Source organism: Methanofollis fontis (genome assembly GCF_004297185.1).
GTDB lineage: Archaea > Halobacteriota > Methanomicrobia > Methanomicrobiales > Methanofollaceae > Methanofollis > Methanofollis fontis.
In genome coordinates this window covers 80,811-96,322 of the sequence record NZ_PGCL01000003.1, presented here as the reverse complement: position 1 = coordinate 96,322, position 15,512 = coordinate 80,811, and the positions used below count along the sequence as shown (strand labels likewise).

Sequence of the window (15,512 nt, the reverse complement as noted above, 5' to 3'; positions counted from 1 at the left end):
TGCTTCAACGGAAGGTCCGATCCAACAGGGGAGACTTTCAATGTCCTGGCCTCGATTTAAGGGGGAAACCCCTGAAACAAGCATTTTCAGGAGAGGGATCCCTCCATTCAATCCCCATCGGCTCCTCCCGCTCACGAGAAGGTTCACTGATGGCGGCGATCGTTGTTGAGGACTGCTCCCATTGCCCTTTCACTTTCACCCCACGCCCACCTCCCCCTTTTATATTTCCGCATGAATCCACTCCCATGACATCCACCCCCCTCATGGCCGACCAGACGCTCTTCCGGGACGCCCGGATCTTCGATTTCGACCACCTCCCCGAGACCTTCCACTACCGCGACGCCCAGGTGCGGGACCTCGCCTTCGCCTTCCGGCCCTGCCTGCACGGCTCCACCCCCCTCAACACCATCCTCCGGGGGGTGCCGGGCACCGGGAAGACCACGGCCGTCCGCCGGATCTTCGCCGAGGTCGGGGAGGTCTGCGAGACCGTGGTGCCGGTGCTCGTCCCCTGCCAGGCGCACTGCACCCCCTATGCGGTCTTCAGCCAGATCTATCTCGCCCTCTTCGGGCAGAGCCCGCCCGGCACCGGCGTCCCGCTCCGGCGGGTCATGGCCCGTATCGCCGGCGACATCGCCGCCCGCGGGGCGGTGCTCGTGGTCTGCCTGGACGATGCCGGCCACCTCCTCCATGCCGGTGTGCTCGACGAGGTACTCGCCTCTCTCCTCCGCATCCACGAGGGCTATCCGGGGGCAAGGGCCGGGGTGCTGCTCACCCTCTCGGACGTGGACCTGGATCTCTCCACCGCCCTCACCCCCTCGACCCTCTCGGTGCTCCATGCCTCCGAGGTCTTCTTCCCGCCCTATTCCCGGCAGGAGATCCGCGGCATCCTCGCCGACCGGGTGCGGGCCGGGCTCTACCCCGGGGTGGTGCCGCCCGCCATCCTCGACCTGATGGCAGAACGGACCGACGCCTGCGGGGACCTGCGGGTGGGGCTGGACATGGTGCGGCGGGCGGCACTGGCGGCCGAGATGGAGGCCCGGACGACGGTGACGGCGGAGGATGTGCACGCCGCCTATGCGGTCTCCCGGCACCTGCAGGTGGGGGCGGCGCTCGGGTCTCTCAATGAGGGCGAGCGGGCGGTGCTCGATGCGGTGCTGGCGTCGGCGGAGGACGAGGCCGTGATCTCGGCCGAGGCCTATACGCGTCTCCTGGAGCGCCGACAGATGAGTTATACGGCGTTCCACGACCATCTGCGCAAACTGGAGTTTCTCCGGCTGGTGGACCTGGTGAAGGTCAGGAGGAAGGGGCGGGCCCGGGCGGTTCTGGTCAGGGACGGGGTGGAGGAGGTGATGCCGGTGCGGGGCGCCGGCGTGGCGGAGGAGGAGAGGGGGTATGGGGGGGGACGGTGAACCGATGGGATCGGGCGATGATCCGGATGGCCCGGATCCCGGGAAAGAAGGGGCCAGGTTTCTTGCATGGGTGAAGAAACGAGGTTCGATGGTTCGCTTCACGGATTGCCACAAGAAACATCTCCAGACCGGTTTTGATGCGCATTCATTTGTCCGGTCGATCGGGTCACCCTATCTTGAGAAGTACACCTGGCGGGGAGAGGCGGTTCTGAAACTTGAGGACCTCCCCTGGGCCGATCGCTGGATGGTCCGGTATGGCGAAGAGGTGCCCCATCACCGGCACTGGCACCGACTGAAAAAATAGTTTCAATCATGGAAAATATATTTATTGTTGTGGGGGGCAGGTATGGATATGTGGTTGCGATGACCGGCACAGTCTACCCGGAGTTGCCTGCAGAGGTTGCGCAGTTCCTTGAAAAACCGTTCGGCGGCCTTTTCGGAAAAACCGTGCTTGCGCAGGTGGTCGAAGAGGTCGTGGCCGATCCTTCTGCACTCTATACGCCGAAATACCTCAAGGAACTGACCGGAGCCTCGGCGCCCCGGCTCAGGGAAGCCCTTGCGACCCTTGTGTCGCTCGGCCTGCTGCACCGGAACGAGATCGACCGGCAGCACCCGGTCTTCTCTGTCAATACGGGGTCGAAGGTCTTTGTGGCGCTTTCGTTCCTCGCATATGCGGTCCTCGACGACCGTGACGGTTCGGGGTGCATGGACCAGGCAGTGTGCGAGTATTATCAGACGACTCTCAGGGAGGAGTGCGAACCATTCGCCCTGGCGTCGACGGCCGATACCGAATATGTGGCCGGGAAAAAAACCGGCACCGGATGCTATGGGGCGGCGGTCTGAATGGATGGAGAGGAGAAGAAGGGCGGCAAAATGGTGATCGACCTGCGGGAGATGTACGAGTATGAACCGTCTGATCTGGTCCCGGACATCGGGGGGACGGTGTACTCGAACCTTGCCTATGTGCAGGCCACGCACCGCGATGTGTTCATCGATTTTCTCCAGATGCCGGGCGTGAAGCGGGACGGGAAGATGCACGTACAGGGAACACGGGTGTATCTGTCCCATGCGGCGGCGCAGAAACTCGCCGGGGCGCTTGCAGGTACGGTGGAGAGGGTCTATTCAGACGGGGCGATGGAGCACTACCGCCCCGAGAAAGCCGGGGAGCGGGAGGTTTCGACGCAGGTTTCCCGGGTGACGAAGGAGAGGACGGTGTAGAGGCCGACCTGTTCGGGCTCTTCCCGGTCTTCTGGCATGCCGTTCATGGTCCTCCTGTATCCAGCACCACCGTCCGCCCATCGATCGCCACCCTGCCCCCCACGCAGAATCTGCCGAACTCGCACGTCGAACGGAGCGGGCAGGCGCCGGTCTCCGGGTCCCGCCGCCCGCAGCCGGCTCTGGAGAGGTGCCAGAGCGGTTCGTCGATGTCCAGGGCGACCATCGGCCGGTCGCCGGCCTCGTAGCCCCTGACGCTCTCCGCCCAGGCCTGCCTGATGGCTTCGAATATGTCCTCGAGCCGTCCCTCATAGGTTCCGCGGACGACCCCCAGGCAGAGCGAGGCGCGGGCGACGTGAATATCGACCGGGATCGGGACCCTTTCCAGGTGTGTGAGGGTATCGAGCCCGGCATTGTCCCTGAGCATCCGCAGCCAGAGCGGCCCGATCTTATCCCCCCGCAGGAAGGGGAAGTCCGGGGCCTCGCGGCCGTTGAAGGGGTGGCGGTCCTCCTTCAACCGCCTGAGGACCGTCGGGCCGTCATACCCGCAGTCGGCCAGGAAGTTCCGCGGGTCGCCGCCCCATTTCTTGAAAAAGGAGATCCCGACCGTTCGCCAGATGTTCGTGTCCGCACTGTGCTTCTTCGAGAGCCCATGCTTCTTCAGGTCGGCGAAGACCTGCGCCTGTGGGGTTTCATGCAGTGCACGCGGCTCGAAGAGGTACCTGGTCTCCGGGTCCTCATGGGTGTGCCGGGCGCTCTCCCAGAGTGCGTATGCGTCCCGCTGGTAGTCGATCGAGACGGTGAGGGTGAGAAAGAGGATGTGTTCGATGGAGCCGACCTCGACCCCGGCGGGTGGGCGGTCCTCGGGCATGTTTACGTGTCCGAGAATGCCGGTTGTCCTGAATTTTTCATAGAGAAGAGGGGCTATCAGTTTCCCTTTTTCGATATCAGAGGAGAGATGCATACCTCTGGATCAAATCGGCAGGAATTAACTCTTTTGAAAACACCGTGAACTTTTAGCGAGTTATTTTCAGCCAACATAAATAACATCCATCGTATTTTTTCTATTCAGGATATAATTGAGCAAAATACAGACGAATGGCATTCGAGTGGATTTTTTTAGATTCACTTCCGACGCAAAACTCGACACCTTTATCTCCCCGTTCCCCTACTCTCTTTTCTGAATAGAATGGACCTCGCCGAATACCAGAAGATCAACGCCATCATTGCCCGGGACAGTGCCGATGCCACCTACAAATACGCCCTCCTCCGCGGCGTCATCGAGGTCTGCCAGCAGTCCCTGCACCTGGAGGAGGCCGATCCCGACCGCCCCGATCGCCTCTGGTTTCCGCTCGGGCTGCTCATTGAGAAGTGGATCCTCTATTACTACCCGATATTTGCTGCGCCGACGTTCATCCCGCAGAAAAACGGCGAGACCAGGGACCAGGAGAGCGGAAAAAATGTCTCGTTCCGGCGGCACTTCATCCCGGTCATCGAGTATTACCGGGAGAGGGGCGGGATCTCGGTCTTCTATAACGACTACTTCCGCGGCCGGATCCCTGATGAGATCCAGCCTGACTTCCTTACCCTCGTCAGGGCGATCCGCACCACGATCACCGGCATGCCGATGAAGCACCTCGGCTATTCACAGTCAGGGGAGCATTATTCGGTCTTTGACTTCGACCGCCCCCTGCCCAGGCTGTCCGGGGGCCGGCCGATCGACCGCATATTCTTGATTGAGCACGCAGGCCGTTTTTCCCTCTCCCGCGAGCTCTGCACGATCTTTTCGTATTTCGGGAGTTTCATCTCCGGGGATGAGTGCCTGCTGAGGAAGTGGGCGGCATTCACCGCAGGGGCGGACAGGACCCAGACGGTCAGCGAGGAGTTCATGTTCTCTCTGCTCTCCGAGACCCCGACGACCGAACGGGCGATCGCCGATGCACAGAGGATCTACCGCTCGGCCCTCGACGGCGGGGGCGGCCTCCGGTGCGTCTGGTCGGGGAGGGCGATCCCCTCGGCATCTGAGATGCACATCGACCACCTCCTCCCCTTCTCGATCTGGAAGAACAACGACCTCTGGAACCTCCTCCCCGCCCTTAGTTCAGTCAATGCAAAGAAGAGCGACCGCATCCCCGACCCGTCCTTCCTGAAACGGCGGAAGGAGGAGATCATCGGCTGCTGGGACCTGCTCCATGACCCTCTCCCCCGCCGCTTTGAAGAGGAGGTCCGGATCTCTCTTATCGGCCCCCACGCCCCGTGGAGCGACTGGCAGGACCTGGCGATCGAACACCTGGCCGACAAATGCAGATACTTAATCGAGATCAGGGGCAATGAGGCATGGGCGCTATGACCTGTCCGTTCTGTAACCCCGAACCCTCGGAGGTCGTGCTTGAAAACGACCTCTGCTATGCCCGCTACGACCGCTATCCGGTGAGCCCGGGCCACCTGCTGATCATCCCGTTCCGGCATTTCGCAGACTTTTTCGAGGCCACCGAACGGGAGCAGCAGGCACTGCTCGCCCTGATCAGGGAGGGAAAACGCCACCTCGACCGGGAGTTCGGTCCCGACGGCTACAATGTCGGCGTGAATGTCGGTGCGGCCGCCGGGCAGACGGTGATGCACCTGCACATCCACCTGATCCCCCGCTATGAGGGGGATATCGAGAACCCGAGGGGCGGGGTGCGGGGGGTCATACCGGAGAAGAGGGTGTATTGAGGGGAGTTTTGTTGGGTAAATAGAAATGATAATTTTTCAAGTGGAAAAGTAGCCAATTTATGAATGATTTTCTCCCATATACTTTTTAATCAGGGCAAAAACGGTGGGTAGGGTCTTTCTTAACTCAAGGTCTGAAACGTACATCACCCCTTTTTCTATTCTATTTCGACTGTGCATTGCTGGATAAACTACAACTTTCTGTTTTTTGTATGGTGATTCTATCAGAAGTCCAGATAGTTCATCATGATCAATCTGAGTATCAGATTTTTCTAATTCAAGTCGATGTTTGAGCGGCGTAATGAGATGTATCTGTTCATCCAAAGATAACAGATTAGGAAGATTCCCATCAATACCCCAGTTAAGGAGACCAAGGGCATTATGACGATTCAAGGTGTCTTGAACTCTCTGATTCCAATAGTGCTTCAAGCAATTGTGGCATGCTGAATCACATGTACATTCCTGAAGCAAACTCCGAGTTTCAGAAAGGACATCGGCAGTCATATCCAGAAGACCGGATGAATATCCAGCACCACTTGAGAGGCTGTCATAGAGGTATATATCAACATACACCTTATCGTCTGCTCCATGGATTCGGTGACCTCCATTGAGGTCCGTAAACTCGATATCCAATGCTCTGCTGGCAGCAAGTAGAAATGCTTCGGTTAACGTAATCGCAGCACTTTTTATCCAGAGTCCATCATATTCTGTGTTAATCTGGGTGGGATCAAGTTCAAACTCAAACACAACCATGTCTGTTGCAAAAGTATGTCCAAGATAGACTATCTCAGGAGAATGTTGACAGTTTGAAAGATCCCGTGCAGTATATGGCCGACCTACACCTTTCAAAGAGGTAGACTGATCTTCATCTTTACCTTTATTCGCCGGTATTGATGCCGATTTTGGCGGGATTGATTCCGCAGCACCACATTTTTTGCACACGTGGAATCCTTGTCCTTGGATACCTTTGTTAATAATGGTAATCTTGTCAGGACGCTTTGCAGCCTTCAAATATGCACAACCAATATCTTTCATGTCTTGATGGGTTGGTTCTGCAAAATAGCACGGTTCCTCAGCATATGAATACTCGACCTCTGCCCATGCCTCAGGGATGCTTGTATGGTTTCGTGGAGCAAATCCCCATGGCTTCAGCATTTTCTTTGGGGGGTTCAATGGCGAATGACAAAATGGGCATTCGTCATTTTTTGGACGTTCTGTAGATGTCCATTCACAATTTGGATTTGAACACTGATACAAGTCTGAATAATACTTAGGATCGTCGAAATAGCCCTTTGCAGGATTTTCACGGCTTTTTGCTAGGGATGAGGGGTTATAAACTCCCCCAACTTTGTAAGTCTTTTTGTCAACAACAAGGACCTTGCCCGGTGCATACTCACTAATTGCAATGTTTAATGCCCGTTCTGGTTTTTGTGAAATGGTTCCACGTGTATCATCAGGATCCTCAATATAAAATCCAACGACATTCTGTGGGAATGAATATGTTGGCAATACCCCCTCACTACTCAAGAGATCAAGAAGCGAATTACTATGTTCAAATCCGTAACGTTCTCGATTCTGTAAGACTTCATTTTGAAGGTTGTTTAACCTTCGAATCAATTCCTTGACAAAATTCTGAATTACGGATATATCCTCGTCATTCTGGGGAACAATAATTCTCATAGCATCTTGTGAAAATGAGAAACGGGTGGCATAGTCTGAAAAATCATCATAGAGTGTATCAAAGAATTTCAATGCGTTACAATCGTATAAATTCGTATTTTGATTATTGAGAAATTCGTTTAGAAGGAGAATGTTGAGGTGTCTACCAATCAGTTTTTCATTGTGGGCATCAATCCATGGGAGACGCCCCTCTCCTGAGATAATAGCTTGCGGGTGGTTGAAATACCATCCATCATGTGGACCATCTTGTGCATAGGTAACGATTGTAGATAAAGAAGTACCCCTTCTTCCTGCACGTCCTGCTCTCTGCTGGTAGTTTTCTCTTCGTGGAGGGACATTCCTGAGACTGATGGCGGTTAGTGATCCAATATCAATACCCACTTCCATTGTAGTCGTACAGCTCAGTACGTCAATTGGCTCTTCTTCATTGGATAAGAGATTCTGGAACCGCATTTCATAGTTCTCTGTAGTAGACCAGGTCTTGTCGCGTTGATCCTTGTAAGAGAGCTGAGCAGTATGCTCTTCGGTATTTATTGTCTGAATTGTTTTCCCAGTCCCTTCTGCTGTAGCCTGTAATACCGGATCTCTCCAGAATTTATATCGATCCAGATCACCTGGAGAGACACTCTCTATGTGGTTATCTCCACAATGTGCACAGCGACGCCATGGGGCGAATGGGAAGATTTTTGAACACTTTGAACAACGGTACCACTCTTTTTTGTCGTCAAATTTGAGAGCAATATTATTGAGCGAAAGGTAAAACGTCCCTTTTTCTCCTAGGCCTTTCTGGAAATAGGTTTTCTGCAATATATGTTGGATTTTTTCAATCTGTTCTTTTGAATACCCGTTCTCTTTCAGAATCTTCTGAATAAACCTTGGCATTGTACGGAGTTTTGTCTGTTCTATACCTAAACGTCCAAAAGACCAACGTGTGATGTTCCTTCTGACCTCATCGTCGATACTTTCCCCAATCGCATAATCGGAGGTACAGTAGTGTGTGGCCCATGTTGAGAAGAGACATTCAAATTCATCACGTGTCATGGTGATGTCTTCTTCCTCAAGATTGGCCAGGCAGTTTTCAATGTCTTCCTCGTCACTTGGAACAAGCCAACAAAGACCCAAATCGGTAAGAGACCGATATGGTGAACAAAGGTTTTTCAGAAGTTGTTCTGAGAATAAACCCGGTTTATTTGTAAATTTAGAGGCAATTTTACTGTAATTTAGCGGTTTTGATTGCTTTTTTGCAAGATTTATATAGTCGGCAATGATTTCCCATCCGCCCATGAAATCTTTTTTATTCATCCCGTAAAAAAGCATTATATGGTTATTATAGGTAATTTCGAGAAATGCAGGGTATAGCAGATCTAAGGTTGGATCTCTCCCTGTTTTTTTGCTCCAGTCCTGAAGGCGGGATGCAGCAAGGACTAAAAGAGCTCTTGCCGCTTCATCATCCGCTGATCGGGTCATGTCTTTTGCTAATGTTGCGGCTCTTTGACGGCTGTCAGAGAAGAGCAGAACCTTTCTTCCTGCGTTTGGTTGTTTTTCGAGTTTTTTCTCGTCAAAGATTGTGGGTGGTTGAGATTCCAACTGGGATGAGACAATGTTATAAAATGGTTCATTTCCTTTGGTTGCAAAATCGGATAATTTGGATTTATCAAGGTTTTTTCCACACTTTGGGCAGGATTTGAACGTAAACTGCCCAGGCTTTTTGGGAAATTCATGAATTGAATATGCCACATGAAGATAACCTGTTTTTCCAGAATAGGAAGGATCTCGATGAAGTAAACCTGTATATGGATTAATCCAACCCTCGTTATGTTCTAGATTTTCCTGATAGGTGCCTACTGTTGGGATGATGTAGAGATGAACCTCACGCATATTCTTGCTATACGAATCCCCCGGAGATCGCCAGAGATCAATACTCGTGGCATTCTGACTTTCATGCACCATATAAGCCTTTAAAAATAAAGCCCCACACCTTCGATCATTTATCAGTTCGTAGATCTGTCCACCACAGTCGCAGGTTTCGTGCCCACTGCTGGTAAATAACTGTCCAAGAGTGATCCCATCACCGGTATTTCTGTGAGGACAATCAGGATTTGTACATGCGTACAAACCTTCAAGTCCCCGGAAGAACATGTGGAGTCGTGCAGGGAAAAGAACCTGACCTTTTGTATTTTTGGCAATCGGGAGTACAGCAAGCAATACCTGGGTTGCTCTCAGTGCAAGATCCTCTGAGGTACTTGGAAAAACAATTTTAGCAAGGTTGTGAATATCTGTGGCATTTCCTGCTGTCTGGGCAATAATACGCTGTACTGGAGCATAGATCGGTAGTTTCTCATAGAGATACTGAGAATATGCCTCCAGAGTGTTTTCCTGTATAGTTCTTAATCCTATAGTTTGACAGAATGAGGCTATCGCTTCTATTTTTTGGGGAGTGTCGCCCTGAAACGCATCAATTGAGAGTTTGGATATCGCTTCTGGGGATATTTCAAGAGAAATCTCTGTGGAGATTTTTTTTCGCTTTCCTGTGATTATGGTAAAATCCGTGCCATTGTCGCTTGCAGTGATATCATGGAGGAATTTCTGTAAAGATGCAATATTTTCCCTTGAATTAGTAGGAATACTTGCGCTAGTTAAAATGAACCTGACCTGATCTCGGGTTATTCCGAGACAGTACATCAATCTCCTGATGAGAAGCGAAACTTCCCCGCCGGCAGATCCATGATACATATGTGCTTCATCAATGACGATGAGCAGTTTGTTTTCCTGGGATGCATGGAGCCAGTCCCTTGTAGAGTTCCAGATCGGTTGTTCGATGTCTCGAATCAGCATATACTGGAGCATGGTGTAGTTGGTTACAAGAATGTCCGGTGAGTTGTTCTGCATCTCCTTTCTAGTGATCAGTTCGGCATCTTCGGGATCTGTCAGATGCACTCCTTTTTCAAGATAGTTTACATACTCCCGGAGGTCTTTTTTTGCAGGGTATCTGCCGAGATGCTTGAGTTCTTTGGTGAAGTCCTCTCCTTTGCAGAGAATATCATTTCTTAATGCTGTTGCAAGTTCTCGGTCCTTCTTTTTTTTAGTCTCACCTGGATAGGGAGTTCTACCAGTGTACATTCCGAATTGAGGGCGGCGCGATGTTTTTGATCCTGCAGCAAGGTTCTGAAAGAGATGATAGAACCTGTTTTCGGAGTCTCCAACCATTTTCCGCAATCTGCCTATTTGATCTGCAACAAGGGCATTCATCGGGTAGAGGAGGAGAGTGCGTACCCCACGCATTTTCCATGTTTCTGGAGACGATTGCGCTTCGTGTATGAGATTGGCAACTACTGGCCACATGAAACATTCTGTTTTACCAGAACCTGTTCCAGTGGTTACAAGGACATCTTCCCCTCGATAGAATGCCTCGATTGCTTCTATCTGGTGGGAATAAGGGTTTTCAAAGACGCCGGTATTCTCTTTAGAGAGTGTTGTCAGGATATTTTTAATATTTTGAGGGATATATGCCGATTCCAGCCCCTTTTCGCATATGATATAGGGAGTATTAGACTCGATATATGGTTCTTGGGAGAGGATATTATCTTGATCTAGTAGATCGTCGCTTTTATCCAGCAGAAGGGTGTTTTCACCAAAGTACTGAGCGCGGATATAGGCCTTAAGCTTTTCAAGTAAGGTGTTGTGTATGTGTTGGACTCCGTAAATATCAGTCATTGGCTATCACCATAAGTCATCGTAATATCGAGATTTGTGAGAATTTTTTCAATTGCTGGCAGGAGTTCTTTTATAGAGAAGTACTCATTTCTGTCCAGGATGTCCTTTTTGGGCCATGCCATCATGTAGAGGAGGTTTTGTTCAAAATCAGGGAGGTATGAGGGGAGAGTAATCTGAATCATAGAGCCCATGCTATTTATTGTAGCCCGTGCAGGGTTTTTTCCAATTTTCCGAATCCCATACATGAAGCGTCTTACATCGTTGGTTTCAATAACTGCATGTGGGAATGCAAGTGTGTATATCTCGCACGAGTCGACTCTGGCAAGTCCGTAATCAGACTCGCTATCCTTATAGACCGTGAGTTTTCCACTTTTTGGATATGATGCTTTCCAGGATTTCCAGAATGCACTTCGTGAGTTATAATCAAAGTATTCCCTGGTTTCCGGAGGATTCTCGCTTCTGGCAAATTTATTCCATACTTTTTGGACATACTGTATCACATAGTCTTTTGCAGAAATTTGGGGGGTGGAATACATGCCCTCAAATGAGCATACCGGTATCTGATATGGTCTTTGGATATAGCTTCCAAGACCGACAATCTGTGATTTTTTGTGAAAGGTATCTCCACGGTAGAGATAGAGATTTTCTGCGATTTTTGTGCATTTTTCCGGTGGAAACTGAAGAGTATTTTCAATTCCTGATACAAGCATCCCTGCTGTTAATTGACGCTTCCGTATCTCTGTGACCGGGTTAAATGTCTCATTGACAGATGCTGGATAATACCAATTTTTTAAATCTGGATAAAGATCTAGGTACGCATCAAGGATTTTTCCACACTTGCGTGTAATATGGTTCTTGGTAGCTCCAATTTCACCTATGACTTCGCCGTCGTCGTCTTTGACATCAGTATCGTACGCTGACGCTTTTATCCACTCACCAATTGCAGAATAGGTGACTCTTGAGATGGAGGCATTTGGATCCTCGCCAGTAAATGAGGTAATTCCCATATCTGCTCCCATTCTGGTATGAAGGGGAGTATTACTCATTTTTTCCCACTCCAAGCCTTTCTCTGAAGTCTTTGATCGACGGGTCTTCGTTATTTTGAAGTATTTCTCTGTAATCTTCAGAAAGACCATAAACTTCGATGATGGATGCAAATTCGGTATATATTGTCTTTATTAACTCAGAACTCTGTTCTCCCTCTTGTGCAATCCCCTCTAGAATTTTTACTCTCGAATTAACATATCCCGTTGACGCTGGGGAACCTATTGTCAAATTTGAGATCTTTTTTAAAAGGTTTATTCTGGTAGCACTGTTAGTAAGTGGGGAGATTGAATCTTTTATTTCTCCTGGACGGGTCTCTTCATCGTTCATTAATTGCGTCTTGAAGAATTTATCACACAATATCAGTCCCATGTGGGCATAGATGCCTTTTGGCAAGAGTTTGAGTGTTTCTTCGAATTCAACAACGAAAATAAAGTATTTTTCAGGAATATCCGCGGCAAGATGGGTGTAGCAGTATTCATCACAGTAACCAACTGCATTTTCCAAAATGACAATGTCACTCTTTAATCTCTTGATGGTACTGAGCAGAGAAGAGTAGTTACTGTATCCTGTTGGGACGCAAACGGTGTCAGGCGCCTGGTTTTTGAATGATATTGAGATTATCCGAGCCATCTCATTCGCCGAGTTTCCAGCGCATAGGAGGGGCAGATGAGAAAGGTACGAAGCAGAGATAAACTTCGATAGTTCCGACAGGTCTGGTGTATCTTTTCCCTGTTCAGGGAGATTATCCTGAAGGAGAGAATACATTTCAAAAAGCTGGGTAATCTCCTTTGGAGGTACTCCATCCATATATTCTAGATTATTTCCAGGTCTGATTGTTAGATCTGGTGTGTTTGCGTTTTGTGGGGATGTCTCGAAATTGGTTTCACCCAAGTGAAGTACTTTTTTCAGAACAGAGAGTTCTTGTAATAATCCCGTCCTCTTGCCGTTCAATAACTCATCTAAATCCTGATTGATTTTTTTAGCTTCATTAACTTGAGCAAGTATTTTTTTCGAAGACTCAGTTAATGAGCTTATTTTAGCATTTAGCTCATTTTTTAGTTTATTATTCTTTTTAAGTTCTATATTTGCCTCTTCTATCTTATCTTTGAGAGGGGCCAACTGAAGTCCTAGTTTCCGCTTTTCTTCGTCGAGGTAGCCGTTAGTTAGGATTTGAAGATATTTTTTTCGAAGGGAAGGGCAGTGCTCCACGATAAACTCAATAAACTTCTCATCTGTTGCTGTTTGCTTAAGGTACGAGGAAAATACTGATTCAAATTGCGGAAATTTCCCAAGAGTTGAGATATATGTATCTTCGTTTGATTGTGAATATTCCTCCAAGAATTTGATCAAGTCGGAGTCAGGATTTACATTTTCAGTGATGGTCTTGATGAAGGCTTCGATTACTTCTTGATCTCCGGTCTGACCAGACAAGCGGGTTGCAATTTGCCTGAGATATTCGGCAAGATGATTGCTGAAACGCTTGAGGGGCAGGGTTGCAACTGGACTTCCCCAGATATCTCTTCGTTTATATATGATACGACGTTGAAGTTCTGGATCGAGGTGGTCTTTGAAGATATTGAGATTGTTGAGATAATCTTTTGTATCAATAACATCTGATTTTGATATTTTGTACACTTTTAAGAGAGTGTTCTCATGAACTATGATTTTATTTTCATCATGGCTGTAGGAGGATTTTATGAACTCGAGGCAGATATATTCAGTTTCTGTTTGATTAACAACCAACAGGAATGAGTCTGAGTGTTGGGGCGGAGCAATGAACCCATTAAGAAGGATGTCAAATAAATGCCAAATTGAGAGGGGTTTGAAAATTAACCCATAATTTAAGTTAGGATTATTGAGAAATATCAATTCATAAAATGTTTCATTGGTACGATAGGAATGTTGTCTATTTGGATTATCTGGTTGCACCTCCCATTTCCAGATCTGCAGTTCATTTGGTTTTGCTTCATAAGGATCCATAGAAATGGTTTTGATGTGTGAGAGATCAGAGCGCTTATTAAAGGGAAATAATCTGCCTCCTGTTGCTCCACTGTTTTCTTTGCTAAATATGATATCAGCAAGGCGCAGAAGTGCTGTGTGTTTGTTTTTATGGCGGATCGTCACGCATAATGAGCAATAGGTTTCCTGAGTAGTCATTTAGAGTTCTCCCTGATTGTAGATCATAATGAGTTGTTCTGCTGCTTTATTCGGAATTATGCCTGTTTTAAGTGCATTTTTGAGGTATTCTCTTGTTTTTGGATAGTTGCCTAGCCCCGCAGCAATATACTTTAACTGCGATGGAACTGCGATAAAAGCGCTTCTCAGGCTGAGTAATTTCAGATACAGTGCCTCATCTGTAATTTTGTTACAATTTTTGTAATCTGGAGTTTTTTCGTTTTTCCTGAAGAAAAGAGATGTCAGAATGTCTTGTCCATGTCTGATGATGATAGTATCTCCATTGGATACATCTGGGAAACTTAAGACTGAAAGATTATTTCTGAAGAGAAGATTTGGAATGTGATCTCTCATCCGAATAATGTCACATTTCATGTTGGATTCTATCGAGAGATCTGCATTTTTATTTGCTTTAAGTTCTGATCCCGGTTTGATTTTTTTCTTCATCCATTTTAGTTCCAGCTCTGGTTGTTGATACGAGATGTCTGTTTTGTCATCTCTTGAGACAATGGCTGTCTCTAGATCGCTGTCTGTATCAAAAAACGATAGGTACTGTATGTTTTTGTCCACGTTAATTGAGAAAAAAGGATCTTGGAGGGAAATCTCCCTTTTATCTGACGGTATCTGATCTTTGTCGAGTATAAATATCTCCCATGTTCCTGATTCATGAGATGATTTTAGACGATACGTACAGAGGCCTGTTTTATGATAGATCTGTTTTTGGTTGTTCTGAATGCTTGGTGGCCACAGTGGGATGAGTTCTGGAGGTTTTTCTAGGAGTTGTACATGATGTTCCCTTGCATAATGGGATGATTCAGGGGTGACTTTGGTAAACTGGATTTTGTAGATTCTCCATTTTGGTGTTCCTTCCATGAGAAGTGGGTGACTCTCCTCTACTTTGAGGAATGATTTGTTGATGACTGGATACTGAGAGATATAGTAGTAACTTGTATTGGGAGTGATGACACCATTTAAACTGATACTACGGGAGTAACTGTCACCGATTCTAAAAAGTATGCCGTTTGAGAATATTCTTGATGTATTCTCTCCCCATATTTCATTGAGGGCGGTCTTCGGTACCTGATATATGAGCTTGTATGATTCATCAACCCATGAAAGGGGCAGGTGGTAAACCTCGTTTGCGCTGACCTTTCCAAGGTCCATCATCACAGAATTTTTATCGTTTTTGATCGTTACTTTTTGTCCTCTTTGCTTTTCTTTTTTAAGAATTGATTCCTCCACAGGCCAAAATCCGAGATATAATTTGAAGGAGTCCCCAATCTGTTTAAGATAGAAGGGAAGGCCAGAGATTTTTCGTTTGAGTTTATAGTCAGCATAATCTGAGTATTTCGAATGGTTTCCAGAATATAGTTCACATGTCTGCGCAATAATTGAACCGGACTTATGACGAAAATGCGCTTTTTGATAAACTCCACTACAAAAAATAACTGTTTCCCCGCATAATGGGCAGGAATAGTGCCCATAGTGGGAACCAGATATGTCCTTAGCTCGGACTTTGACCAGAATTCCTGGCTTGGTATTATCATATGCACTATCCAT

Annotated in this window: 11 protein-coding genes; 6 read left to right on the top strand and 5 right to left on the bottom strand. The window is 48.2% G+C overall.

The window, feature by feature from the left end:
• Nucleotides 1–245 precede the first annotated feature (245 nt).
• Genes CUJ86_RS07390 through CUJ86_RS07375 form a run of 4 tightly spaced genes read left to right on the top strand, consistent with a single transcriptional unit; the run spans nt 246 to nt 2,627 of the window.
• Nucleotides 246–1,409, top strand: coding sequence for an ORC1-type DNA replication protein (locus CUJ86_RS07390; protein ID WP_130646939.1), 1,164 nt, complete (start codon nt 246–248; stop codon nt 1,407–1,409).
• A complete protein-coding gene (locus CUJ86_RS07385) occupies nt 1,393–1,713 on the top strand; it encodes a hypothetical protein (protein ID WP_235855610.1) in 321 nt (106 codons plus the stop codon). The genes CUJ86_RS07390 and CUJ86_RS07385 overlap by 17 nt, the downstream gene beginning before the upstream one ends.
• 59 nt (nt 1,714–1,772) lie before the next feature.
• Nucleotides 1,773–2,252: a hypothetical protein gene (locus CUJ86_RS07380; RefSeq protein WP_130646938.1), complete on the top strand. Its 480-nt coding sequence runs from the start codon at nt 1,773–1,775 to the stop codon at nt 2,250–2,252.
• Nucleotides 2,253–2,627, top strand: coding sequence for a DUF3467 domain-containing protein (locus CUJ86_RS07375; protein ID WP_130646937.1), 375 nt, complete (start codon nt 2,253–2,255; stop codon nt 2,625–2,627).
• 43 nt (nt 2,628–2,670) lie between these two features.
• On the opposite strand, the gene CUJ86_RS07370 is transcribed toward CUJ86_RS07375, so the two are convergent.
• Entirely contained in the window at nt 2,671–3,495 is an 825-nt protein-coding gene (locus CUJ86_RS07370; protein ID WP_207231392.1) for a hypothetical protein, read from the bottom strand.
• Nucleotides 3,496–3,813: 318 nt separating this feature from the next.
• Between CUJ86_RS07370 and CUJ86_RS07365 the strand changes: the two genes are divergently transcribed.
• The gene (locus CUJ86_RS07365) at nt 3,814–4,974 is read left to right on the top strand and encodes an HNH endonuclease domain-containing protein (RefSeq protein ID WP_130646935.1); all 1,161 of its coding nucleotides are present in this window, start codon (nt 3,814–3,816) and stop codon (nt 4,972–4,974) included.
• A complete protein-coding gene (locus tag CUJ86_RS07360) occupies nt 4,971–5,339 on the top strand; it encodes an HIT family protein (protein ID WP_130646934.1) in 369 nt (122 codons plus the stop codon). The genes CUJ86_RS07365 and CUJ86_RS07360 overlap by 4 nt, the downstream gene beginning before the upstream one ends.
• A 57-nt stretch (nt 5,340–5,396) precedes the next feature.
• On the opposite strand, the gene CUJ86_RS07355 is transcribed toward CUJ86_RS07360, so the two are convergent.
• The 4 genes from CUJ86_RS07355 to CUJ86_RS07340 are packed head-to-tail and all read right to left on the bottom strand — an operon-like array spanning nt 5,397 to nt 15,512.
• Nucleotides 5,397–10,730 carry a DEAD/DEAH box helicase gene (locus CUJ86_RS07355; protein WP_130646933.1) on the bottom strand — a complete coding sequence of 1,778 codons (5,334 nt, stop codon included), beginning with the start codon at nt 10,728–10,730 and terminating at the stop codon, nt 5,397–5,399.
• Complete coding sequence (locus CUJ86_RS07350; RefSeq protein WP_207231391.1) at nt 10,727–11,776, bottom strand: hypothetical protein; 1,050 nt, start codon at nt 11,774–11,776, stop codon at nt 10,727–10,729. The genes CUJ86_RS07355 and CUJ86_RS07350 overlap by 4 nt, the downstream gene beginning before the upstream one ends.
• A complete protein-coding gene (locus tag CUJ86_RS07345) occupies nt 11,769–13,934 on the bottom strand; it encodes a hypothetical protein (RefSeq protein ID WP_130646931.1) in 2,166 nt (721 codons plus the stop codon). The genes CUJ86_RS07350 and CUJ86_RS07345 overlap by 8 nt, the downstream gene beginning before the upstream one ends.
• Nucleotides 13,935–15,512: a competence protein CoiA family protein gene (locus CUJ86_RS07340; RefSeq protein WP_130646930.1), complete on the bottom strand. Its 1,578-nt coding sequence runs from the start codon at nt 15,510–15,512 to the stop codon at nt 13,935–13,937.

Bases quoted from the DNA above. Each gene is read 5' to 3' on its own strand.
- CUJ86_RS07360 (WP_130646934.1), top strand. From the start codon at position 4,971: ATGACCTGTCCGTTCTGTAACCCCGAACCCTCGGAGGTCGTGCTTGAA.
- CUJ86_RS07390 (WP_130646939.1), top strand. From the start codon at position 246: ATGACATCCACCCCCCTCATGGCCGACCAGACGCTCTTCCGGGACGCC.
- CUJ86_RS07340 (WP_130646930.1), bottom strand. From the start codon at position 15,512: ATGGATAGTGCATATGATAATACCAAGCCAGGAATTCTGGTCAAAGTC.
- CUJ86_RS07375 (WP_130646937.1), top strand. From the start codon at position 2,253: ATGGATGGAGAGGAGAAGAAGGGCGGCAAAATGGTGATCGACCTGCGG.
- CUJ86_RS07355 (WP_130646933.1), bottom strand. From the start codon at position 10,730: ATGACTGATATTTACGGAGTCCAACACATACACAACACCTTACTTGAA.
- CUJ86_RS07350 (WP_207231391.1), bottom strand. From the start codon at position 11,776: ATGAGTAATACTCCCCTTCATACCAGAATGGGAGCAGATATGGGAATT.
- CUJ86_RS07385 (WP_235855610.1), top strand. From the start codon at position 1,393: ATGGGGGGGGACGGTGAACCGATGGGATCGGGCGATGATCCGGATGGC.
- CUJ86_RS07370 (WP_207231392.1), bottom strand. From the start codon at position 3,495: ATGCCCGAGGACCGCCCACCCGCCGGGGTCGAGGTCGGCTCCATCGAA.
- CUJ86_RS07380 (WP_130646938.1), top strand. From the start codon at position 1,773: ATGACCGGCACAGTCTACCCGGAGTTGCCTGCAGAGGTTGCGCAGTTC.
- CUJ86_RS07345 (WP_130646931.1), bottom strand. From the start codon at position 13,934: ATGACTACTCAGGAAACCTATTGCTCATTATGCGTGACGATCCGCCAT.
- CUJ86_RS07365 (WP_130646935.1), top strand. From the start codon at position 3,814: ATGGACCTCGCCGAATACCAGAAGATCAACGCCATCATTGCCCGGGAC.